Genomic DNA, 22,605 nt, shown 5'->3' on the forward strand with positions numbered 1-22,605 from the left:
CCAGCCTCCGGTCAGTATCTACCGAGCTTCGACCCTATGACAGAGGAGCCATGGGCTGAAATAGGCCGCGGCGATGCTAGGGACATCGACCACGCCGTCCAGAGTGCACAGCGCGCGTTCTTGAGATGGCGCCGTACTGGTCCGAGCATGAGGGCCCAAATATTGTGGAGACTCGGTGACCTTATCGGTGAACACGCGGACCAGCTGGCCCAACTAGAGTCAAGGGACGCCGGAAAAGTCATCCGCGAAGTGAAAACCCAGCAACTGATGCTTCGCAACTGGTATCACTATTATGCGTCGTTGTCCTACCAGATGGAGGGGCGGCAGATTCCACACGACAGCACAACGCTCTTGGCGGTAACCATCCGCGAGCCCTACGGCGTCATCGGTGTGATTCCTGCGTTTAATTCACCGATGATGTTGGGCTCTATGAGTCTCGCCCCGGCCATCGCGGCAGGCAACACCGTGGTTGTTAAACCCCCGGAGGTCAATTCACAGTCGTTGCTGCTGTTGGCCCGACTTGCCAAGGAAGCCGGCCTGCCGGACGGAGTTCTGAATATAGTCCACGGATATGGAGCCGAAGCGGGAGACTCGCTGGTCGGACATCCTCTCGTCCGCAAGGTCTTCTTTACGGGCGGCGTTGACTCGGCGGGATTTGTATCCGCGCGGGCTGCGGAAGGCCTCAAACAAACGGTCCTTGAGCTGGGCGGCAAATCCGCCAATATCTTCTTCGAAGACGTCGATGTTCACCGAGCAGTCGACGGCGTAGTCACAGGCATCTTCGCTGCCGCAGGACAAACCTGCATCGCTGGCTCGCGGTTGCTCGTTCACGAAAGCATCGCGGACGAGTTGGTCCATTTGGTATCCCAACGTGCCCGTTCAATCCGACTGGGTGATCCAGCCAAGGCGGAAACGGAGATGGGGCCGATGTCCCAGCCGAAAATCCTTGACGGAGTTATCCAACGCGTCAAGGGTGCTATAGCAGATGGTGCAGAGGTGCTGGCCGGCGGGGTGGACGCACCCGTTCCAGCAAAAGGCCTGTTCTTCGCGCCGACAGTCCTTGACGGCGTCACGAACGAGATGGAGGTCGCAAGGACGGAACTCTTCGGCCCGGTGCTCTCCGTGATCCGCTTCAGTGACGATGACGAAGCCGTGGCCATCGCCAACGATTCTCCATTTGGCCTCGCAGCAGGGGTGTGGACGAACGACTTCCGGCGGGCCCACCACGTATCCAGAGAGTTGGAGGCTGGAACTGTATGGGTGAACACCTACCGCACCCTTCAGTACGCCACCCCCTTTGGCGGGCTGAAAGACAGCGGACACGGCCGCGAAAACGGCCTTGATGGATTTGCAGAGTTCACGCAGCCCAAATCGATCTGGTTCGAGTCAAACGAGAACGCAATCACGGACCCGTTCTCCCTTCGATAACCCAGGAAACACTAGATTCACCTGGCCCAGTTCACACAAATCAACGGAGATTTAGGAGCACTCATGTCAGACAAATACAACTTCATCGTCGTCGGTCACGGCGCCGCCGGGTTGGCCGCAACGCTGGCTTATGCAGAACTTGCGGCCTCTGATCCTCACCCAGGCCGCATTGCGATCCTGGACCGTGGACCACGCGAACAGCGCGGCGGCGCTACACGCTGGACCGGAGCATTCCTAAGGATCGACCCCGAAGGAAACCTGGACCCTAACTGGGTCGACTTCATGACGGAGGTATCGGGCGGGCTTTCTGATCGAGAGTACTGCCGGAAACTCGAGGCCGAAACGCCGACCACGATAAAATTCCTGAGGGATCATGGAGTCAAGCTCTTGTTCGAGGAGTTTCCGCTCGCTCACACCTTCGACAATGGCGTGGCCGGAATCACCCCTCCCGGGCGCCCGGAGGGCGGGGGCGTGGCCATCGTTGAGGCCCTCTCGACCGCGCTGGAGCAGTACCAGAACGTTGACTTCCTGTATGAGACCGAAGCAGTACGCCTGACGACCTCTGATGATGGACAAGTTAACGGTGTCGTCGTCAGAAACAGCGAGGGCCTGCTGAGAACGCTTTCCGCGCCCTCAGTTGTGTTGGCATCAGGAGGTTTTCAGGGCAACCCGGAAATGCTTACCCGGTACTTGGGGGACAGGGCATGTGACCTTCCGCAAATTGCGCCCGGCACTCAGGGCAATCGAGGCGACGGGCTACGCATGGCACTCGAGCTCGGCGCAGACACGGCAGGACAGTTCGACATGATCCATGCCGAGCCTTCGGACACCAGAAGCCAAGCGGCCGACTCGGTCATCTATACCTTTACAACCGGAATCTTCGTCAATGAACAGGGCCAGCGGTTCTATGACGAAGGCGCCGAAACCTGGGACAATTCGTTCGAGAAAATCGGCTACGAAATTTGGAAGAACCAGAACCAAAAGGCCTACTGGATTGCTGACGCGAAGACACTGGCAATTCCGAACATCGAGCATGGCTGGCTGAGCGACCTTGCACCGGAAAGGGCTGACACTCTTGAGGAACTCGCTGAGAAGTTGGGGCTCGACTTTGAATCCGTCCGTAAAACCCTCGAGGAGTTCAACGCGGCTGTAACGGACGATGCGTTTGACTGGCGCCGTCTTGATAGCAAACATACAGAAGGCATTACGCCGCCTAAATCCAATTGGGCGGTTCCCCTGGACGAAGCGCCGTATATCGGCTTTCCCCTGACGGGAGTCATCTGCTTCACCTTCGGCGGCCTTCGAACGGATACTGACTCCCGGGTGGTTACCCCTTCCGGAGTGCCCATCCCAGGCCTATACGCGGCAGGCGAACTGACGGGTGCTTTCTATCATGCCTACCCGGTTGCAACCTCTGTCCTGCGATGCCTGACGTTCGGACGCCTTGCAGCCCAGCACGCTTTTGCCGTACGCGATGCTTCTGCCTTTGCGGAGAGTATCCAATCGCTGCGGTAAGTCTGGAGAAGGACCTGTGAATACGGGCCGCGTGGCTTGAACAGCACGTTGTGGATCTGTGCGCGGAACTGATCAACGGAGACAATCTGGTCGTCGGAAATACCGTGACAGCCAACATGAGCGCTTGAACCATGATTCAGCTGCCAAAAAACTGGTATCCGAATCCGAAACAGTGCGTCCCGCAACGAAGGCGAATACCCTGGCCGCACTCACCGAGGCGAAAGCAGCCTTGGAGCAACGCCCAATCCTCCATGCCACCGTTGGGGGTTCGCTGGAAGAGGGTAAGACCGCGTTCTACAACAGCCGCCGAAAGAAGGGCGGCACTGGGCCACTGGCCGTGGCCGTAGAGGCGGCTCACCACGGTCCAATGGAGCTAGACGAGATCGGGGCAGGTCTATACAAGGCGATGGACGACGTTTATGAATGGCACACGGACATTGATGTCCATGTGGCATTCAGATGTCAGCTTTCTCATCAAATCTGTCAGCTTACGGATGCCGGTGCTTGGACCCGCGGCCAGGCCGCAGGACACTCATGTCCGCCCTGGCTCCCGTACAACCCGCACCGGATGGTTATGCTGTAACTGTGACGGAAAATACAAAATCGATATATGGTTAATTTGGATCCTCTCACCCACCCACCCACTTGGCTTTAGGAGCTACAAAAATGAGCAGTCAGCCCGTCGCAAGCCCACAAACGTTGACCACCATGGAAGCTTGCATGCAGCTAGCGAAAGGGCCTGAGGACCGATTCTGGAAAGCCCAAGAGGCAATTGGGCGAGTAGTTGCCGCACAGCCAGGCTTCGTGGGAGTGATTGGCGGCCCGATCGCACATTCGGAGTGGATGTACTTCTGCGGAAAATTTGAATCTTCAGTTGATATGGACAATTGGTATAAGGCCAGAAGCCACCAACCGGTCATGTCGCGTGCTCATGAGGAGTGGTTCGATGCCTACTACATCCGGAAATGGCGCCTGCCCGAGATTGGAGAGGCACTTGAGGGCCCCATCTTCAGCGAGATCTCGCTGTCGCGTCAAACCGCTTTGTCCGAAGACGAGCTGCAGACACTATTCGAGGCCATCGACCAGGGACTAAGCGAATTCGACACCATGCCGTTCGAGACGCTGGCCGGGAAGTTCGAGAATCAACCGTTCCAGTTGGCTGGGCCGCTTCAGGAGTTCCCGCAGCTTGCACCCGCTCGCTACCTTGTACTGACCCACTGGAGGAGTGCCGAAGAAGCCCAGGCCTGGGTGGAATCGGAAGTAATGGAAAAGTTAACAGCACTGGGAGAAGTCCACTCGGATCTGCACGTGCAGATTGTGCACAAGCCCGGCGAACGTAACCACCTCAGCGCCGATGGCGCGCATCGCGGCTGGTCGCGCCACTAACTCAATTCAGGCGGAAGCTACGCAGCAGTACAGCCCGGTCGCCCACCAAACCCCGGACCGGGTGGCCGGGCTGAGGCTGCGGATGTTTGGCTCCGGCTCGCTGGTAGGACTTCGGTGATTTTTCGTGCCGGCTATACGTCGTGGAATCGGGCACTTGCTGGGCGATACCCTGGCCGATCACGATCTCCCAAGATTTTGCCTGCTTTTCGCATTTCGCTGCGAAATTGGCGGCGAACCCCAAGGGGTTGACCTCGCTGTGCTCGTGGTTCCCGCTACGAACAAAGGTTATGCGTCCGTAGTCCAGGCCGGCCCGGGCTTGGACTGGCTCGATGTTCTTGCGTTGCAACCGTGGATTTACTTCATTTTGTACCGCGTCCAGGGCAAAGGCGCAGGCGCTTAACGCCATGACGCTGTCGATTTGAGCATTGCCCGGACCGAAGCCGGCAAACAGTCCGTCGCCGCGGAGTCCAAGGGGGAAGCCGCCGAACGCGGTTACTGTTTGTATGAACCCGGTGAGGAGGGCGTGGGCTAGGTCCGCAACTTCTGTCTCGTCGTCCCAGAAGCTGCGGCCTGTGAAGTCGGTCAGATCGATGAACACCACCACCATGGGTGAAGTCAGACGCTCCCCGACACGCAGCGCCTCGAACGCTGGGTGACCGAGCACTTTGGTCTCCAGAGCCGCGGAAGCGCGGAGAGACTCTTTCATGACGCCGTTATTTGCACGACGAATCGAGAAATCACCCATGACGGCGTCGCCGAACATGCCGGCAGTGTACTCAGTCATCATGTGCTCTCCGAACTAGGGGACGAGGCAAGCTGAACGAAACATATCGTTGGCCAACGACATTCTTTCTGGCACGTACCTTCTTGAACTCTAGAAGCGGGGGAGCGAGAGCAGATTGTTGTTCCATTCGCCATCCGCGTAAGTCCGAAGGTAGGGAACTCGGCCCTGGGGTCTGATAACCCCAACGTCAGCTCTACCGTTTGGTGAGCCTACGTATGCGCGCCCACCCTGAATATCGATCCATTCGACCAGCGAGGCCTTTGCGATCGATCCCGTCTTGGAACTCTCTTCCTCAACCCAGCGAAAATGAGTGATGTTCTCATGATCGATCGAGCCCGAAAGACGAACATGTGTATTCCGTACAGCCAACACTTCTCCTATTGATTCCGTTGCCGCTTTTCCCATGTCAACTATTGCAAATGTTTCTCAATTGCATATCAAGATTGGATCAAGAAGCGCTCAACTTGCCGAGCGGCGCCGGGGCGTGTGGAACTGGATGCCAACCATCGAGAATCTTGTCAACAGAACGGAGGTCGGACACCGCTGGGAGGGGGTTGGTTGAAGCTTCAAATGATTTACTTGACGTAATCACGCTTATCGGCGTTTGAAGTGGGCTGTCACTAGACGAGAGACTCCCGCATCTATCTGCCCGGTTGTCGTCGCGGCTTACCTAAGGGCTGGGCGTTTGTCACCGGCGTTCTCTGGCCCTCAGCCCAGGTTCCAGTCTCGTTTGGCTGGACCAGCTAACCTTCATTTCTAGACGGTGACAAAGGGCTGGGGTTGGTATCCAGCCGTGGCCGGCATCCCGGCCATCAATACGCATCGCCAACCTGACGAAACGCCGGATATCGGCGTTTTATTGGCGCCCCGGTATCGTGAGCATGTCAACCTCATTTGTGGATTGTCAGCCTTGTTGGCGGATTGCCAAAGGACTTGGCGAATCCCGTCAGCGAGTTGGTAAATTGTCGGTATGAAAATGTCACCAGGATCGCCATACTACGTGTTGGACCCTGAACGACGCTGGAATTGAACTCACCGCCAATTCCCGTGGCAACATGATCCGCTCGCGATCTGCTCAGACAGGCACGTCCCCCGGTCAGCTGCCTTCGCCGTTGCCCAACAAGGCTCAGACACACTCCGCTTCAGCCACGATCCTCGGCTCGCCAACTGGGTTGTCAGTCTCGTCATCTAGGCTGGCAAGCCACATCATTCAGGACCGCTGAGGCGGCCTGACCCAGGACCACTGTGCTGGCAGCTCAGATGAATGCGTACAGTCTGACTTGCAAGTGCGGAGGACGCGCATTGACTGGCTGTTCGGCAGGACTTGGCCCATTGGTCATCTTTGCGGGACGATCACAAACTCCCCGATCCCCGTTTGCCGGCCCGCGTCATAGGCGCGTTAGCGGATTACACCCGGGTCCAGGACTGACGGGACCCGGCAGTCCGGTGCCAGTTGGTGGGCTCGGTGAGTTCGGGATGGGTCACCCGCATTGGGGTGACGCGGTAATGCGCTCCAGAGCCGTCACCGCTGCCGATACCCCGTCCTCGGCACGTACACGGCGGCCCAACTGTTCGGCAGCGCGTGCCATGCCGGCATCTGTGGTGGCCGTGATGATAGCGGCGGCGAGGGCTGCGGCGGTGAGGTGGCGTTGCGGCTGTGGTGCGGGAGCGACACCGCGGCGGTATGCCAGCCGAGCCCAGAACGGCTGGTCGGCGACGAATGGGCACACCACTTGCGGGCGCCCGGCGGCGAATGCGGTGCCGCATGTGCCGGCGCCACCGTGGTGCGCCACGGCAGCCATGTGGGGGAACAAGCTCCGGTAGTCCACCTCCTTCACGGAGAGAACGCCCTCGCATCGCGCGCTGTTCAGTCCGCCCCATCCTGTGCCGATCACGAGGCGCTTGCCTGCCAGGCGTGCGGCTTCCAGGACCAGAGCGGTGCTACGGGCGGGGTCAGGGCCGGACATCGAGCCGAAACCGATGAACACCGGCGGGTCGCCGGCACTGAGGAAGTCCGCGACTTGCGGCGGCAGGGCCTCGTCCGGGGACGGGAGGAACCAGTAGCTGGTGGTGTGCACTGTGTTCGGCCAGTCGGATGGCGGGGGCAGCACCGCGGGACTGAACGCGTGCAGCACCGGGGCCCGGCCGTTGTCCGGGCGGCGCAAGGGGTCGTGCCGTCCGCGGCGGTGCGGGAGGCCAAGAGTGTCCTCGCGCCACCGGTCGACGACCCGTCCGAAGATCGCTGCGGGGGCCTTCATCCCCAAGTACGTAGCCCGATTGAGCACGGCAGGCAGCCGCGTCGGCAAGCCCACGCCCGGCCAGGCAAACTCCCTGGTCGGCACGTACACGGGTATCGGCAGAGCCAGCACCGCCGGCACACCGAGTGCCTCGGCCACATGCTGCCCGGCGATGATCTGGCCGTTGTGCACCACGACATCCGCACCAGCGCCCGCGCCGTGCGAAGCGACGGCCCAGCAGTCAGCCAGCACTTGGGTGAACATCGCTGGCATGGTCCGTGCCTGCCGCAGCCGGGCGCGGATCCCGCCCTCGATCAGCACGCCGGCATTTGCCGGGTCGTCCATCAACCGCATCGGCCCGTCGTCCACGCCCGCGAACGGCACGCCATGCACAGCGGCGAACCCTCCGAAACGGTGTGGCGCCGCGAGGACCACGTCGTGCCCCGCGGCGAGCAGTCCGCGTGCCAGCGCTACGAACGGTTGGACGTCACCGCGGGTCCCCAGTGTCATGATCAGAACCTTCATCGGTAAGTCTCCTCCCAGGTGTGACGTGTGCTCGCCCGCAAGCCCATCCTGCCTTATCGACCCGGCCCTCCTGGCCCAACGGCATCGACCTAACATCCGTCGAAAGCGATCAGGACCTTGAAGTCCTGGATTACCGGCAGCGACGATCGACAGCGTGGGCAACTGCCCGCACGTATGATCCTTAAACGGAATCAACCTGTGGCGATGGCCTCCTCAGGAAGGCAGGATTCCCGAGCAAGCCGACATATGGTCCATTATCGGCGTTCGGGGATCAGCCGAGAGCGACGCGAAAATACGGCGTCTGGAGACTCGGCAGGTTCGAGTTGCCGCGATAGGTTTCACCACGCAAATGTCAGCGGAGCGCAGCCTGTGCCTCAAAACTTAGGAAGCCTGTTAGCGACTGCTGACAGGCTTCCTGGGAGCGGAAACATCCCAAGGCAAGCATATGCACGACCGGATCGATGGCCGATAGTCCACGTTACGCAAGCTGCGCTGAGAAGGGGCAGATCTGTAGTGTGGTGACACCCTTTGGTCGGTCCCGCGAGGCAGGGGTCGAGGCCCAACGTCCCGCTTCACGAGTTGTTTCCGCGTGAGCCCAGCTCAGAGCCTGGTGCCGGAACCAGTCGTCATTTCGACATGGGCAGAGGAACAACTGGACGAGTTGGGCGCCGTCGGGGTCGGCGCCGGTTGATCTCAGAGCCCTGCAGTGATGCCGCCAAGCAGGCCTAAAGTTCCAGCCGGGTCATCTAAATGAGCTCATTGACCTACAGGGCCGCCAATGATGTGAGAGTTGAGGCGAGAGCGTCTGCCAGTTCCTTCCCCTTGGTCACGAAATGCTGGGAAAAGTAGTTGCGGTGCTCTTCGTGCTCGTGAAAGTGGTGAGGAGTTAGGACACCGGAGAATACTGGTACGTCCGTTTCCAACTGAACTTTCATGAGGGCCTCTACGACGCTTTGTGCAACAAATTCGTGGCGATAGATACCTCCGTCAACCACCAGGGCGGAGGTGGCGACAGCATCGTATCGGCCGGACGCTGCAAGCCGTCGGACGAATAGCGGAATTTCGAAGGCCCCTGGCACCTGGTAGACATCCACGTTGCTTACGCCGAGTTCCTTGAGTCGCGTCTGGAAGCTGTCCACGGCGCGATCGACGATGTCGGCATGCCATTGGGCACTGACGATCGCTACCCGGAAAGAGGAAGTGGCGGAAGGTGACAAGGTAGGTTCCTTTCTTCGGAGGTTATTGGAGGATTCTTTCACGCTGATACTGACCTTTGCGGATATGTGTTCAAGGTCGGGACCGGGGGCGCAGGCACAGTGGTGATTTGTTCCGTCATTCACTGTGGATACTGGCGGCCCGAGCCCCCGCCACCACGGATCGCAAGCTTTCGGCGTACGTCACTACCCCGGCAGTAGTTACCCGATGACTTCGCCGGTGGTCTCGTAGGTCGCAATCTTGCCGATGCGGCGCATGTGGCGTTCGTCGTTGCTGAAGGGTTCCTGCAGGAAGGCCTCGATCAGCTCCGTGGCCTCCTCGACGCTGTGTTGGCGTCCGCCGATGGCTACAACGTTGGCATCGTTGTGCTGCCGGGCCAGCGTGGCGGTGGAGTGGTTCCACGCCAGGGCGGCGCGAACGCCCCTGACCTTGTTGGCGGCGATTTGCTCGCCATTCCCGGACCCGCCCAGGACGACGCCCAGCGCGTGGATGCCTGCTTCCTGGTCCGCTGCCACTGCCAGGGCCGCGTTGATGCAGAACGACGGGTAGTCGTCCAGGGCGTCGTATTCCCGGGGGCCGTGATCTATCACGTCGTAGCCCTTCTCCGACAGGTGCCTGAGCAGGTGGGCGCTCAGCGCCATCCCGGCGTGGTCGGTGGCGATGTGGACCCGCAGAAATGCAGGAGATTCGGTCACTGTAGCTTCCTTTTCTTTTCATAAAGAGCCTGAGCCAAACGGGCCAGTGCTCTCCCGGTACGAGATGCCCCTCTGTCAACCCCCTCCCCCAAGAAGTGTATTGACAGGGAAATGTGGCATGCGTAACATTATTGCACATACAGTCACTACTGAATGGATATGCAAAATGTTAACTGCAGATGCTTCCCAGGCCGCGTCCTGGCGATCCCTCCGCCAGGAGGTCTTGGCCGGTGACGCCGACTTCCGCGCCGAGAAGTTGCACGAGCGCGCCCAGGCCACCCGCCGCTCGATCCTGAAAATGATTTCCGACTCTGGTCAGGGGCATATCGGCGGAGACTTCTCCGTCACCGACATCCTGACCGTCCTTTTTGACGCTGTCATGAACGTCGATCCCGAGGATCACCGCAAGGAAGACCGGGATCACTTCATCCTCAGCAAGGGCCACTGTGCAGCTGCGCTGTACTCGACTCTTGCCCACAGCGGCTTCTTTCCCGTGGCAGAGCTGGACACCTTCATGGCGCCGCTGTCGGCATTGAACGGTCACCCGAACAGGGTGAAGGTCCCCGGCGTGGAAACGAACACCGGCCCGCTGGGCCATGGCCTCCCGGTGGCCGTCGGCACGGCAATCGGCGCCAAGCTGCTGGGCAACGGCACCCGCGTCTTCGTCGTCACGGGCGATGGTGAAATGCAGGAGGGCAGCAACTGGGAAGCGCTGATGTGCGCCTCCCACCAGAAGCTGGACAACCTGACCCTCATTGTTGACCGCAATCGGCTCCAGCAGGGCGCGCGGACGGAAGAAACCAACGGACTGGACCCGCTCGATGCCCGGCTCGCCGCCTTCGGCATGGAAGTGCGGGTCGTCGACGGCCACAACTACAACGAACTCATCGAGGCCACGAGGCCGTCCACCACAGGCTCCCCCGTCGCTGTCATCGCCAACACCATCAAGGGCAAAGGCGTCTCCTTCATCGAAGACCGCGTCGAATGGCACCACAAAGTACCGTCCAAAGAACAAACCCTTCAGGCTTTTCAGGAGCTGTCATGACGACAACAACCGTCCAGACCGACGCACCCACGTTCGACAACCGCCAGGACTTCGCGGATGAACTCATCAATCTGGCCCGGGCCAACGACCGAGTCGTCGCCGTCTGCAACGACTCTGTCGGCTCCAGCAACCTGACCAAATTCCGTGAGGAGTTCCCGGACCGGCTGATCAACGTCGGCATCGCCGAGCAGAACATGGTCGGTGTCGGCGCAGGTCTGGCCAACGCCGGCTTCATTCCCTTCGTGTGCGCAGCGGGACCCTTCCTGACCGGACGCGCACTGGAACAGATCAAGGCAGACGTCGCCTACAGCCAGCACAACGTCATCCTGTGCGGCATGAGCCCGGGCATGGCCTACGGTGAACTTGGCCCGACCCATCACTCCGTCGAGGACTTTTCCTGGCTGCGGCCGCTGCCGGGACTTGACATCGTCGTCCCGGCCGACGGTCCGCAGACCCGCTCCGCGCTCCGCAACGCCGTGGCCGACCCGCGGCCGACGTACATCCGTGTGGGCCGGTTCAAGGTTCCGCAGGTGTCCGGGGACAACGCAGGGCTGGAACGCGGAAAGTTCGTCGTCGCCCGCGAAGGCACCGACGTAACCCTGATCGCCACCGGCACCGAGGTGTCCCGTGCTCTGTGGGCCGCTGCATCACTCGCCGCCGAGGGCGTCTCGGCGCGTGTCCTGAACGCCGCCTACCTGAGCCCGCTGGACGAGGATGCCATCAAGGACGCGGCCCGCCAGACTGGTGGGATCATCACCGCGGAGGAAGCCAATGTCGCCGGCGGCCTTGGCGCGGCAGTAGCCAGCGTCGTAGGCCAGCTGGAAGACGGCGCCCGCGTTCCGATGCGGATCCTCGGCCTCAAGGACCATTTTTCTCCCACCGGCAGCACGGCCTTCCTCCTGGACCACTTCGGCCTTTCCGCCGACCACATCGTAGCTGCGGCCCGTGAGGTCCTGAACCGTGACTAACCTGGCCCCTGCCGCTGCCGGATCCGCCGTTGTCGTTGCGGTGGACCAAGGCACGAGCGCAACGAAGGCCCTGGTCATGGATGGCTCGGGCGGCATCATCGCCCGGGCGCAGGTCAGTCTCACGCAGCAGCATCCCCAGCCCGGGTGGGTCGAACAGGACCCGCTCGTCATACGCGACAGCGCAGTTAAGGCGGTCACCGACAGCCTCAACGGACTGGACAACACGGTTCTGGGCCTGGGTGTGAGCACCCAGCGCGAGTCAGCAATGATCTGGGACCGTGAAACCGGCCAGCCTCTGGGACCGGTTCTGGGTTGGCAGGACCGCCGGACGGCCGAACAGGCAAAAAACCTGATCGGCGACGGCGCAGGCGACCTGGTCCGCCGCTCCACCGGCCTGCCGATCGACCCGATGTTCTCAGCCCTGAAAATCCAGTGGCTGCTCGATGACGCTGACCCGGACCGCCGGCTCAGCAAGGCGGGGAAGATCGCGGCCGGAACCGTCGATTCCTGGCTGCTGAGCTGCCTGACCGGTGAACACAGGATCGAGGCAGGTAACGCAAGCCGCACCCAACTTTTGAACCTGGATACAGTCGATTGGGATCAGCAATTGCTGGAACTCTTCAACGTGCCTCGTCAGGTCCTCCCGAAGGTCGTGGGGTCCAACGCGGCGAGTTCGCCGTTGTTGGGCGGCCTAGCCGGCGGCTCCCGGGTGCAGGCGGTCATGGGCGATTCACACTCGGCGCTGTATGCACACGGTGTCCGGGGCCCTGGAACGGTCAAGGCAACCTACGGCACGGGCAGCTCGGTCATGGGCCTGCTCCAGGACGAAGTTCATCCCGCCGATATGGGCGGGCTGGTGAGGACGCTGGCTTGGCATGACGGCGCACCCCGGTATGCCTTCGAAGGGAACATCCTTGCCACCGGTGCGACCGCGGTTTGGCTGTCTCAAGTGCTTGATTGTGATGTTTCGCATCTGGACTCACTGGCTCGGACAGTCGAGGACAGCGGCGGGGTCAACCTTGTCCCGGCGTTCGCGGGACTCGGCGCTCCCTGGTGGGATGAACGGGCAGAAGCCACGATCAGTGGATTCAACCTCGGCACGACCTCGGCCCACCTGGCCCGGGCCGCGTTCGAATCCATTGCCCTGCAGATCGAAGATGTGCTGCGGGCGGCCGAGAAATCGGTCTCGCCGCGCATCAGTTCCGTTCTGGCCGATGGCGGACCGACTTCCAATGCCTGGCTGATGCAGCTGCAGTCCGACCTGAGCCAGCGCACCGTGCTGCGCAGCGCGGTACCGGATCTTTCAGCGCTGGGCGTCGCCCACATGGCCGCGATCGAGACCGGGCTGCTCAGCCCGGAGGCAGTTGAAAATCTCCCGCGGAACAGGACGGCGATCGCGCCGGCCATGGCGGTCCACGACGCGGGCCGCAGGCGATCAAGCTGGTCCCGGGCGGTGGCCAAAGCACGCTGGTCCCCGGAAGAAACCACCCTGGCCCCCAACTCACCCGGCACAATGCACGCCGCATTGGCCCCGGCAGTAACGGAGTGACACCAATGAACACCATCGGATCTGAGATTTTTCAGGGCCACTTCAAAGGGCGCCGTGCCCTGGTAACCGGCGGAGCCAGCGGCATCGGCTACGGCATCGGCCAGGCCTTCGCCGAAGCCGGTGCATCGGTGCTCCTTGTTGACCGCAGCCCCCAGGTCAGCGAGTCCGCTGAGAAGCTTAGGGCAGCAGGTTTTGACGTTGAGCACGCGATAGCCGATGTCACCGACGAGAACCAGGTCAAAGCGGCGTTTGCCAAGACCGTAGAGCTTTGGAGTGGGCTCGACATCCTGGTGAACAACGCCGGGATCATCACCATCTCGAATCTCGAAGACCTTAGCCTGGAGGAATTTAACAAAGTCCTGGCGGTCAACACCACGGCTGTGTTCCTGTGCTGCCGGGAAGCGGCTCCGCTGCTGAAAGCCAGCAAGCACGGGGTCATTCTCAATGCCTCCAGCGGACAGGGTCGGCAAGGGTTTATCTTCACGCCTCACTACGCGGCCAGCAAGTTCGGCGTCATCGGTCTTACCCAGTCCCTGGCCAAGGAACTGGCCCCGTCCGGTGTCCGGGTCAACAGCTACTGTCCCGGCATCGTCAAGACCGAGATGTGGGAATACAACGACCGTGAATGGGGCAGCCGGCTGGGTGACTACAAGCCCGGCGAGCTGATCCAGGAGTGGATCGACGGCATACCGCTCAAGCGCCCCGCCGAAGCAACCGACGTGGCGAACCTGCTGCTGTTCCTCGCATCGGACGCGGGCAGCTACATCACCGGACAGGCCATCAATATTGATGGCGGAATGTTCATGAACTAGGGCCAACCTCTACTGCCAACGGAGTCAATCATGAGTCAACAACTAGCCCACCGGCCCGGTGGAGCACCCCAGGTAAACGGCGCAAAGGCGCCAATGTTTTCACAACTCAGTGCACGCATGTTTTCGGGTAGCGGCGGGGCCCTGCTGGGCCTGATCGCCCTGTTCATCGTCCTGAGCTTCGCCTCGCCGTTCTTCCTCACCGGCCGCAACCTCATCAACATCCTGGACCAGGTGACCGTTCTTGGCATCCTGTCGGTCGGAGCAACAGCGGTCATCATCACCGGCGGCATCGACCTGTCAGTGGGTGCTGTCCTCGGGCTCTCCACCATGGTCCTGGGCTGGCTCTCCCACCAGGGCGGCTGGCCAATGTGGGCCGCCATGCTGGCAGCCATCGCCGTAGGCGCCCTCGCCGGGTCCCTCAACGGACTGGGTATTACCTGCGCCAACCTGCCACCGTTCATCGCCACTTTGGCCATGCTCTCCATAGCGCGAGGCTTGGCGAACCTGATCACCGACGGCCAGCAGATCGTCGGATACCCGGAGTGGTTCTTCAACCTTTCCTCCGAAAGGTACCTCGGGTTCTTCTCCGTCACGCTGCTGGTCGTGGTGGCCTTGTACCTGGCCGCTTGGGCGTGGCTGAAGTACCGGGCCTCCGGACGCTCCATCTACGCCATCGGCGGCGGCGCAGAAGTCGCCCGCCTGGCCGGCATTCACGTTAAGAAGGTCACGATCTGGGTTTATGTCGCGGCAGGTGCCCTGGCCGGCCTTGGCGGAATCGCGTTGGCCAGCCGTCTGGATTCCTCCCAGCCCAGCGCGGGACTGGGATATGAGCTGGACGTCATCGCCGCTGTTGTCATCGGTGGCGCAAGCCTGAATGGCGGTGTCGGACGCATCGGCGGAACGATCATTGGTGTTCTGTTGATCGGTGTGCTGCGCAACGGCCTGAACCTTCTGGGTGTTTCACCGTTCATTCAGCAGATTGTCATCGGCCTCGTCATCGCCATCGCCGTAATGGCGGACGTGCTGCGCCGCAAGAAGGCCTAACCGGTCCATCCCTCACCAGCACCACCAACCAAGCAGTACCCAAATCGGATTTATCAATGGAGATGAAATGTTTAAGAAAATTGCAGTAGCCGCGGTTGCCGTGGCCACCACCTTTTCCCTCGCAGCCTGCGGCGGCGGAAACGCCGGCACCGGCGGAGGCGGTGGCGGCGGCGGGGAGCAGAAGACCATCGGCCTGGCCGTAGCAAACCAGCAAGCCGACTTCTTCAACCAGATCCGCCAGTCCGTCGAAGCGGCCGCGAAGGAACAAAACGTCAAGGTCGTCGTCGCCGACGCAAAGGGTGACTCCAACACCCAGGTTTCGCAGATCCAGGACTTCATCACGCAGCAGGTGGACGCGATCATCTACATCCCCGCCGGTGCGACTGCGGCAACTGTCCCGGTCCGCGCGGCCAAGTCAGCGAACATTCCCATCGTTGCTGTTGACCGCAACCCAGAAGGCGCACCCGGTGACACCTTCATCGCCACCGACAGCGTCGGGGCCGCGAAGACCTTGGGCGAATGGGTCGGCAAGCAGGTCGATGGCAAGGGACAGCTCGGCGTGATCCAGGGCCAGATCGGAACGACCCCTGAAGTCGCCCGTGACACCGGCTTCAAGGAGGCCATGAAGCAGTTCCCCGGCATCAAGGAAGTCGCCCGCCAGGCCTCCCAGCAGTGGGCCCAGGATGAGGGCTACCAGCTCGCTACCGACATGCTTCAGGCGAATCCGAGCATCAACATCTTCTTTGGCCGTGCCGACGCTCTGGCCCTCGGGGCAGCTCAGGCCGTCCGTAACGCCGGTGTCAAGGGTGTCACGATCGTCGGGTTCGACGGCGACAAGGCCGGTCTGGAAGCGGTCAAGAACGGCACCTTGGCCGCGACCATCACCCAGCCGACGCAGGGAATGGGAAAGCTCGCCCTTGAATCCGCGATCAAGCTGGCCAACGGTGAGCAGCTTCCGGCTGAGCAGCTTCAGGAAGGCGTCCTGACCACGAAGGAGAACGTCGACCCCTTCATCGCCAAGCACCCCTAACCCGTCCCGCGGGTGGTGCCCCGCCGGGGCACCACCCGTCCAGGCCGTTTCTCTAGCCAATGGAGCTCCAAATGCCTACTGCGGACAACCGCGGACTTCGCGTCCGCGGCGCCACGAAAGAATATCCCGGGACTATCGCCGTCCAGGACATTGACCTGGACATCAACCCCGGGGAAGTTGTTGCCCTGCTCGGAGAAAACGGGGCCGGCAAGTCAACGCTCTCCAGCATTATCGCCGGGGTCACCCAGCCGACCACGGGGACCATGACCTGGAACGGGGAACCGTACGCTCCGACGTCCCCCGGCGACGCCATCGAAGCCGGGATCGGCCTGATCCACCAGGAAATGCGGCTGTTGCCTGACCTGACCGTTGCCGAGAACGTCATGGTCGGACGGTGGCCGATGCGCAACGGGTTCCTCGACGCCCGGACCATGCGCGAGAAAGCCAAGAACCAGCTCAAGCGCCTGGGCTTCAACGGCAGCATGGACGCCAAGGTCCGGGACCTCAGTGTCGCCGGCCAGCAGCAGGTCGAGATCGCCAAAGCCCTGATGCTCGATGCCTCACTGCTCATCCTCGATGAGCCCACCGCCGCACTGGGCCAGGCCGAAACTGACGCCCTGTTCGAGTGCGTCCGGGCCCTGAAGGCCGAAGGCGTATCATTCATCTACGTCAGCCACCGCCTCGCGGAAATCGCCTTGATCGCCGACCGCATCGTCGTGCTCAGGGACGGCAGGAAGATCACTGAACACGCCTCCGGTGAAGTTTCCCCCCACCAGCTGGTGGAAGAAATGGTCGGACGTCCCGTCGAGCGGCTGTTCCCCGAAGTGCCCCCGCCCAGGGATGAGATCGTGCTGGAAGTCAAAGACCTGCATGACAAGGCCGGGGACTTCATGGACGTTTCCTTCACGGTCCGGGCCGGGGAAATTTTCGGCATCGCCGGCATCGTGGGAGCCGGCCGCACCGAGCTCGTCCGCGCCATAGCCGGCGCCGAGCATCGGCTGGGCACGGTCGTCGTCGACGGCAAAGCCCTGAAGCCGGACGACCCGATGGCAGCCATTAAAGCAGGTGTCGTGCTGATTCCCGAGGACCGCAAGCAGCAGGGGCTGGTCGTCAGTGACACCATCGAGAACAACATTGCCTTGCCCAACCTGGGCAAGGTCAGCTCATCGGGCTGGATAGCACCGTCCAAGGTGCGCAATTTCGCCACAACCGTGGCGAAGGGCATTGGGATGAAGGGCAACGTGGCGTTGCCCGTGTCCTCCCTCTCGGGCGGCAACCAGCAAAAAATTGTGATCGGAAAATGGCTTCAACGGGATCCGCGCCTGATCATCCTCGATGAACCCACCCGCGGCATCGACGTCGGGGCGAGGGCATCCATCTACGAAGTCGTGGCCGACCTGGCCCGTAATGGAAACGCCGTCATCGTGGTCAGCTCCGACCTCGAGGAAGTCCTCGGCCTCGCCCACCGGGTTATGGTCCTGGCCCGCGGGCGGAACCAGGGGATCCTGGACGCCGCCGAGGCCACTCCCTCCAAAGTCATGTCACTGGCGACACTCTAAGAGAAAGGAGGAACGTGAAATAATTGCACCCTTGCCTGACGAGAAGCGAAGGAACGCCGTGGCACCGAGAACCAGGACTTTCACCCCCCAACAACTGGGCCTGATGGTCAAGGCCGCGAGGATGTACCACGAGCAGAACCTGAGCCAGGGCGACATCGCAGAAAAGCTCAATGTCTCCCAGTCACGGGTCTCCCGGTGGCTCACCGACGCGGTGCGCGAAGGCATCGTGAGGACCATTGTCGTGGCACCAGCCGGAACGGAGTCGGACCTGGAAGACGCTGTGGCGGCCAAGTACGGGCTGCGGGCTGTGGTCATCGCCGACCTGCACACTGAGGATGAGGCAGCCATCATCAGGGGTATCGGTGCTACGGCGGCAGGGTATCTCGAGGTGACGCTCACCGGTGGCAACAGGGTCGGCCTGTCGTCCTGGTCCTCGACGCTGCTGGCGACGGTGGACGCCATGTCCCCGCGGAACGTCAAGACCGCAGAGAGCATCGTCCAGGTCATCGGCGGGGTGGGGAATCCGGAAGTTCAGGTACGGGCGACGCACCTGGCGGACCGGCTGGCAACGGTCACCAAGGGCACCCCCCGCTACCTTCCGGCTCCCGGGATTGTTTCCAGCCGCAGCGGCCGTGACGCCCTACTGGAGGATCCCTTCGTCGCTGAGGTTGCCGCTGACTGGGATCGGCTGGACACCCTTCTGGTGGGCATCGGAAGCATCGAACCATCACCGCTGCTGGTCCAGTCAGGCAATTCACTCAACGAATCCAACCTCAACGCCCTTGCAGCCTCGGGAGCGGTAGGCGACATCTGCCTTCGGTTCTTCGACAGACACGGAAAACTCATCGAATCCGAACTCAATGACAGGGTCCTGGGCATCAGCCCTGAGCAGATGCTCAGGGTAGACAGGCGCATCGGCATCGCCGGCGGCACCAGGAAGTACGCCGCGATACGGGCGGCCGTTGAAGGCAAATGGATCAACGTACTTATCACGGACAAAACGACCGCGCTGAAGCTGGAATCAGACAAGGCGCCCTAAAACTTAAAGGACAGCAATTGAACCCGAAACTCAGCTTCGCCCTGGACGGGCGGACAGCTCTCGTGACCGGAGGCGGGTCCGGCATCGGGCAGGCCATCGCGTTCGGCATCGCGCAGCAAAGCGGCGCCATCGGCATCGTTGACCTCCCGGGAGAAGGACCGGACGAAACCGTGTACCGCATCAAGGAAGCCGGCGGACGGGCCATCTTCGTCGCGGCAGACGTGACGAAGGCGGATGAACTTGAAGAAGCCGTCGCTAAGATCGAAGCCGACCTTGGCCCGCTCACCCTGGCCGTCAACTCTGCCGGAATAGCGAACGCCGCACCTGCCGAGGACATGCCGCTGGCGCAGTGGCAGAAGGTCTATGACATTGACGTCACCGGGGTCTTCCTCAGCTGCCAGGCCGAAGGCCGCGCCATGCTGCGGAACGGCGGCGGCTCCATCGTGAATATCGCCTCCATGTCAGGGACTATCGTCAACCGTGGCCTGCTGCAGGCGCACTACAACAGCGCCAAAGCCGCTGTTATCCACCTGAGCAAATCCCTGGCCATGGAATGGGCTGAGCGAGGTATCCGCGTCAACGCCCTCAGCCCCGGGTACACCATGACCAAGATGAACTCCCGGCCCGAGATGGTCCACCAGATGGAGATTTTCGCCAGTGAGACGCCGATGAAGCGCATCGCCGACCCGTCCGAAATGGCCGGCCCGGCGGTGTTCCTCCTCTCGGACGCAGCATCGTTCTGTACCGGCATCGACCTCCTGGTCGACGGCGGTTTCTGCGCCCAATAGCCGGTGCCGTCCGGTGGCGGCCCTGGGTCAGTTATCCAGGGCGGCCGCCAGCTGGGCGATGCTGATCACGGGCAAGCCCTTTTCGCGCCCCAGGTCCAGGAGTCCGGGAAGCCGCATCATTTCACCGTCTTCGGCGACGACTTCGGCGATGACACCAACAGGGGTGAGGCCGGCGAGCTTCAGCAGGTCAACGGCGGCTTCGGTGTGGCCGGGACGCTGCCGCACACCCCCATCGACGGCACGAAGGGGGAGGATGTGGCCGGGACGGATCAGGTTTGTCGGGCCGGAGGAAGGATCCGCGAGAACCTGCAAGGTCCGTGCCCGGTCGGTCGCGCTGATGCCGGTCGTTGATTGGCCGGCGGCATCCACAGTGATCGTGTATGCCGTGCGGAGGGAGTCCTTGTTGTCCTCCGTCATCAGCGGCAGCTCCAGGGCGTCGGCCAGTTCGTTCGTCATCGGCGCACACACGAAGCCGCTGGAAACCCGGATGATCCAGGCAAGCCACTCGGGCGTTGCGTGCTGGGCGGCCATGATGATGTCGCCCTCGTTCTCCCGGTCCTCATCGTCCACCGCGATGATCGGCTGTCCGGCCTGGAGGGCAGAGACTGCCTCATCGATGTCAGCAAGTGCCATGTTTTTCCTGTCTGATTTTTCCAAATCTATAGTTCATATAAATGCAGTAGTGAATAATGATTCACTACTGCATTATGCCCCGGAACGTACCCGGCGGCAGGCTGACCCATCTTCCCAGAAACGTGGAAGGTCAGCCTCATCCTCATCCCCTGCGTCTAACGAGAGCACGATTCACATGTCAGCAGAAAACGTTCCTGCCTCCGGCCATACCGCTTCCCGCGGACTGTCCTGGACTGACCTGGACCAGCGTGCAGTGGACACTGTGCGTGTGCTGGCCGCCGATGCCGTGGAGAAGGTGGGCAACGGTCACCCCGGCACCGCGATGAGCCTGGCTCCGGCCGCATATCTTCTCTTTCAGAAGCTGATGCGCCATGATCCGCAGAACCCGGAGTGGATCGGGCGTGACCGGTTTATCTTGTCCCCTGGCCACACGTCCCTGACCCTGTACATCCAGCTTTTCCTTTCCGGCTACGGCCTGGAGCTGAAGGACCTGCAGGCGCTGCGGACCTGGGGTTCGCTTACCCCGGGCCACCCTGAGTACAAGCACACGGCCGGCGTGGAGATCACCACCGGCCCGCTCGGCCAGGGCCTCGCGTCCTCTGTGGGCTTCGCCTACTCCCAGCGCCGTCAGCGCGGCCTGTTCGACGCCGACGCCGCCCCCGGCACCAGCCCGTTCGACCACACCGTCTGGGTCATCGCGTCCGACGGCGACCTGCAGGAAGGTGTTACCTCCGAGGCCTCCTCCCTCGCGGGCCACCAGGAACTGGGCAACCTCGTGGTGATCTACGACGAGAACCACATCTCCATCGAGGACGACACCGACATCGCCTTCACCGAGGATGTCCTGAAGCGCTACGAGTCCTACGGCTGGCATACGCAGCGCGTCGACTGGACCAAGACGGGCGAATACAAGGAAGACATCCAGGAGCTGCACTCGGCGCTGCTGGCGGCCAAGGCTGAAACGTCCAAGCCCTCCATCGTTTCGCTGCGCACCATCATCGGCTACCCCGCGCCGAAGAAGCAGAACACCGGCAAGATCCACGGCTCGGCCCTGGGTTCGGAAGAAGTTGCAGCACTCAAGGAAGTCCTGGGCTTCGACCCGGAGAAGTCTTTCGAGGTGGACGAGGACGTGCTGGCCCACGCCCGCGGCGTCGTTGACCGCGGTGCCCACGCCCGCAAGGCATGGGAAGAGTCCTTCGCTGCCTGGCAGTCCGCCAACCCCGAGGCCGCTGCCCTGCTCGAGCGCGTCGAGGCCCGCGAGCTGCCGTCCGAACTGGACGCTGCCCTGCCCGTCTTCCCCGCCGGCAAGGACGTTTCCACCCGCGCCGCCTCCGGGAAGGTCCTGAACGCCATCGGCCCGGTCATGCCGGAACTGTGGGGCGGTTCGGCCGACCTCGCGGAGTCGAACAACACCACGATCGAAGGCTCGCCGTCGTTCGTTCCCGCCTCCAAGCAGACGGACGCCTGGTCCGGCAACCCCTACGGCCGGGTGCTGCACTTCGGCATCCGCGAGCACGCCGCCGCCTCGATCGTGAACGGCATCGCCCTGCACGGCAAGACCCGCGCGTTCTCCGGCACGTTCCTGATCTTCAGCGACTACCAGCGCCCCGCCATCCGCCTCGGCGCGCTCATGGGCGTGCCGTCGCTGTACGTCTGGACGCACGACTCGATCGGCCTCGGCGAGGACGGCCCCACCCACCAGCCGGTGGAGCAGCTGGCCTCCCTGCGCGCCATCGTGGGCCTGGACGTTGTCCGCCCGGGTGACGCCAACGAGGTCGCGGCAGCGTGGAAGGCCATGCTCGCCAACCACGAGAACCCGGCAGGCATCGTTCTGACCCGCCAGAACATTCCCACCTGGGAACGCGGCGAAGGCGACGCCACCGGCGACACCTTCGGGTCGACCGCCGGCGTGGCAAAGGGCGGCTACGTCCTTGCCGAGGCGTCCAAGGACGGCCAGAGCGCAGAGCCGCAGGTCATCCTGATCGGCACCGGATCCGAGGTCCAGCTTGCCGTCCAGGCCCGCGAAGCGCTGCAGGCCGAGGGCATCGCCACCCGCGTGGTGTCCATGCCGTGCGTCGAGTGGTTCAACAAGCAGGACGCCGCCTACCGCGAGGCAGTCCTGCCCGCAGCGGTCAAGGCCCGCGTCTCGGTCGAAGCCGGTCTGGCCCTGGGCTGGAAGGAGTTCGTCGGCGACGCCGGACGCTCCATCAGCCTCGAGCACTACGGTGCCTCCGCCGACTACAAGCGCCTCTTCCAGGAATTCGGCATCACCGCGGAAGCTGTCACCGCCGCCGCCAAGGATTCCCTCGCCGGACTCCAGTCCTGACAGCACCCCAGTTTCAAGGAGAAATTG

The 22,605-nt window shown here is 62.2% G+C and carries 19 protein-coding genes and 1 pseudogene; 14 read left to right on the plus strand and 6 right to left on the minus strand.

Annotated elements, in window-relative coordinates; all coding sequences use genetic code 11:
• The 4 genes from J7E80_RS21305 to J7E80_RS21320 all read left to right on the plus strand — a co-directional run.
• A partial coding sequence (locus J7E80_RS21305; protein ID WP_215054208.1) for an aldehyde dehydrogenase occupies window positions 1-1,428 on the plus strand: 1,428 nt, incomplete at its 5' end.
• Between the two features lie 63 nt (window positions 1,429-1,491).
• Window positions 1,492-2,943 (plus strand): FAD-binding protein, encoded by a 1,452-nt coding sequence (locus J7E80_RS21310; RefSeq protein WP_215054209.1) that lies wholly within the window; start codon window positions 1,492-1,494, stop codon window positions 2,941-2,943.
• A gap of 124 nt (window positions 2,944-3,067) precedes the next feature.
• A complete protein-coding gene (locus tag J7E80_RS21315) occupies window positions 3,068-3,526 on the plus strand; it encodes a hypothetical protein (protein ID WP_215054210.1) in 459 nt (152 codons plus the stop codon).
• An 83-nt stretch (window positions 3,527-3,609) separates the two neighbouring features.
• A complete protein-coding gene (locus J7E80_RS21320; RefSeq protein ID WP_215054211.1) occupies window positions 3,610-4,329 on the plus strand; it encodes an antibiotic biosynthesis monooxygenase in 720 nt (239 codons plus the stop codon).
• A gap of 1 nt (window position 4,330) precedes the next feature.
• Here J7E80_RS21320 and J7E80_RS21325 read toward each other — a convergent pair whose 3' ends face one another.
• From J7E80_RS21325 to J7E80_RS21345, 5 genes are all read right to left on the minus strand, one after another.
• Window positions 4,331-5,092, minus strand: a complete 762-nt coding sequence (locus J7E80_RS21325; RefSeq protein WP_215054212.1) for an adenylate/guanylate cyclase domain-containing protein — start codon at window positions 5,090-5,092, stop codon at window positions 4,331-4,333.
• Window positions 5,093-5,203: 111 nt separating this feature from the next.
• Window positions 5,204-5,518: a DUF3892 domain-containing protein gene (locus J7E80_RS21330; RefSeq protein WP_251037208.1), complete on the minus strand. Its 315-nt coding sequence runs from the start codon at window positions 5,516-5,518 to the stop codon at window positions 5,204-5,206.
• A gap of 1,076 nt (window positions 5,519-6,594) precedes the next feature.
• Window positions 6,595-7,875, minus strand: a complete 1,281-nt coding sequence (locus J7E80_RS21335; RefSeq protein WP_215054213.1) for a glycosyltransferase — start codon at window positions 7,873-7,875, stop codon at window positions 6,595-6,597.
• Between the two features lie 764 nt (window positions 7,876-8,639).
• Window positions 8,640-9,092 (minus strand): 6,7-dimethyl-8-ribityllumazine synthase, encoded by a 453-nt coding sequence (locus J7E80_RS21340; protein WP_215054214.1) that lies wholly within the window; start codon window positions 9,090-9,092, stop codon window positions 8,640-8,642.
• A gap of 198 nt (window positions 9,093-9,290) precedes the next feature.
• Window positions 9,291-9,785, minus strand: a complete 495-nt coding sequence (locus J7E80_RS21345) for a ribose-5-phosphate isomerase (RefSeq protein WP_215054215.1) — start codon at window positions 9,783-9,785, stop codon at window positions 9,291-9,293.
• Between the two features lie 166 nt (window positions 9,786-9,951).
• Between J7E80_RS21345 and J7E80_RS21350 the strand changes: the two genes are divergently transcribed.
• The 9 genes from J7E80_RS21350 to J7E80_RS21390 all read left to right on the plus strand — a co-directional run bounded on the left by J7E80_RS21350 (window position 9,952) and on the right by J7E80_RS21390 (window position 19,619).
• The gene (locus J7E80_RS21350) at window positions 9,952-10,830 is read left to right on the plus strand and encodes a transketolase (protein WP_215054216.1); all 879 of its coding nucleotides are present in this window, start codon (window positions 9,952-9,954) and stop codon (window positions 10,828-10,830) included.
• Window positions 10,827-11,798 (plus strand): transketolase family protein, encoded by a 972-nt coding sequence (locus J7E80_RS21355; RefSeq protein WP_215054217.1) that lies wholly within the window; start codon window positions 10,827-10,829, stop codon window positions 11,796-11,798. Before J7E80_RS21350 ends, J7E80_RS21355 begins: the two co-directional genes overlap by 4 nt.
• The gene (locus tag J7E80_RS21360; RefSeq protein ID WP_215054218.1) at window positions 11,791-13,347 is read left to right on the plus strand and encodes an FGGY family carbohydrate kinase; all 1,557 of its coding nucleotides are present in this window, start codon (window positions 11,791-11,793) and stop codon (window positions 13,345-13,347) included. The genes J7E80_RS21355 and J7E80_RS21360 overlap by 8 nt, the downstream gene beginning before the upstream one ends.
• 5 nt (window positions 13,348-13,352) lie before the next feature.
• A complete protein-coding gene (locus J7E80_RS21365) occupies window positions 13,353-14,159 on the plus strand; it encodes an SDR family NAD(P)-dependent oxidoreductase (protein ID WP_215054219.1) in 807 nt (268 codons plus the stop codon).
• A 117-nt stretch (window positions 14,160-14,276) separates the two neighbouring features.
• Window positions 14,277-15,203 carry an ABC transporter permease gene (locus J7E80_RS21370; RefSeq protein ID WP_251037209.1) on the plus strand — a complete coding sequence of 309 codons (927 nt, stop codon included), beginning with the start codon at window positions 14,277-14,279 and terminating at the stop codon, window positions 15,201-15,203.
• A 67-nt stretch (window positions 15,204-15,270) separates the two neighbouring features.
• On the plus strand, window positions 15,271-16,233 hold the full coding sequence (locus J7E80_RS21375; RefSeq protein ID WP_215054221.1) for a substrate-binding domain-containing protein: 963 nt from the start codon (window positions 15,271-15,273) through the stop codon (window positions 16,231-16,233).
• Window positions 16,234-16,304: 71 nt separating this feature from the next.
• Window positions 16,305-17,792 carry a sugar ABC transporter ATP-binding protein gene (locus J7E80_RS21380; protein ID WP_215054222.1) on the plus strand — a complete coding sequence of 496 codons (1,488 nt, stop codon included), beginning with the start codon at window positions 16,305-16,307 and terminating at the stop codon, window positions 17,790-17,792.
• Between the two features lie 58 nt (window positions 17,793-17,850).
• Entirely contained in the window at window positions 17,851-18,831 is a 981-nt protein-coding gene (locus J7E80_RS21385; protein ID WP_311380908.1) for a sugar-binding transcriptional regulator, read from the plus strand.
• A 17-nt stretch (window positions 18,832-18,848) separates the two neighbouring features.
• Window positions 18,849-19,619: an SDR family oxidoreductase gene (locus J7E80_RS21390; protein WP_251037210.1), complete on the plus strand. Its 771-nt coding sequence runs from the start codon at window positions 18,849-18,851 to the stop codon at window positions 19,617-19,619.
• Between the two features lie 33 nt (window positions 19,620-19,652).
• Here the strand turns inward: J7E80_RS21390 and ribB are convergent.
• Window positions 19,653-20,252 (minus strand): annotated as a pseudogene (gene ribB, locus J7E80_RS21395) (3,4-dihydroxy-2-butanone-4-phosphate synthase); the annotation flags it as partial.
• A 175-nt stretch (window positions 20,253-20,427) separates the two neighbouring features.
• On the opposite strand from ribB, the gene tkt reads away from it, so the two are divergent.
• Complete coding sequence (gene tkt / locus J7E80_RS21400; RefSeq protein ID WP_215054225.1) at window positions 20,428-22,578, plus strand: transketolase; 2,151 nt, start codon at window positions 20,428-20,430, stop codon at window positions 22,576-22,578.
• The last annotated feature ends 27 nt before the right edge of the window (window positions 22,579-22,605 follow it).

Origin of the sequence: Arthrobacter sp. ISL-28 (genome assembly GCF_018613875.1) — a bacterium.
In the GTDB taxonomy this organism is placed as follows: Bacteria; Actinomycetota; Actinomycetes; order Actinomycetales; family Micrococcaceae; genus Arthrobacter.

What these genes read in the sequence shown, in the direction of transcription:
- J7E80_RS21310 (WP_215054209.1), top strand. Translation starts at nt 1,492, where the DNA reads ATGTCAGACAAATACAACTTCATCGTCGTCGGTCACGGCGCCGCCGGG.
- J7E80_RS21320 (WP_215054211.1), top strand. Translation starts at nt 3,610, where the DNA reads ATGAGCAGTCAGCCCGTCGCAAGCCCACAAACGTTGACCACCATGGAA.
- J7E80_RS21325 (WP_215054212.1), bottom strand. Translation starts at nt 5,092, where the DNA reads ATGTTCGGCGACGCCGTCATGGGTGATTTCTCGATTCGTCGTGCAAAT.
- J7E80_RS21330 (WP_251037208.1), bottom strand. Translation starts at nt 5,518, where the DNA reads ATGGGAAAAGCGGCAACGGAATCAATAGGAGAAGTGTTGGCTGTACGG.
- J7E80_RS21335 (WP_215054213.1), bottom strand. Translation starts at nt 7,875, where the DNA reads ATGAAGGTTCTGATCATGACACTGGGGACCCGCGGTGACGTCCAACCG.
- J7E80_RS21350 (WP_215054216.1), top strand. Translation starts at nt 9,952, where the DNA reads ATGTTAACTGCAGATGCTTCCCAGGCCGCGTCCTGGCGATCCCTCCGC.
- J7E80_RS21355 (WP_215054217.1), top strand. Translation starts at nt 10,827, where the DNA reads ATGACGACAACAACCGTCCAGACCGACGCACCCACGTTCGACAACCGC.
- J7E80_RS21365 (WP_215054219.1), top strand. Translation starts at nt 13,353, where the DNA reads ATGAACACCATCGGATCTGAGATTTTTCAGGGCCACTTCAAAGGGCGC.
- J7E80_RS21370 (WP_251037209.1), top strand. Translation starts at nt 14,277, where the DNA reads ATGTTTTCGGGTAGCGGCGGGGCCCTGCTGGGCCTGATCGCCCTGTTC.
- J7E80_RS21375 (WP_215054221.1), top strand. Translation starts at nt 15,271, where the DNA reads ATGTTTAAGAAAATTGCAGTAGCCGCGGTTGCCGTGGCCACCACCTTT.
- J7E80_RS21380 (WP_215054222.1), top strand. Translation starts at nt 16,305, where the DNA reads ATGCCTACTGCGGACAACCGCGGACTTCGCGTCCGCGGCGCCACGAAA.
- tkt (WP_215054225.1), top strand. Translation starts at nt 20,428, where the DNA reads ATGTCAGCAGAAAACGTTCCTGCCTCCGGCCATACCGCTTCCCGCGGA.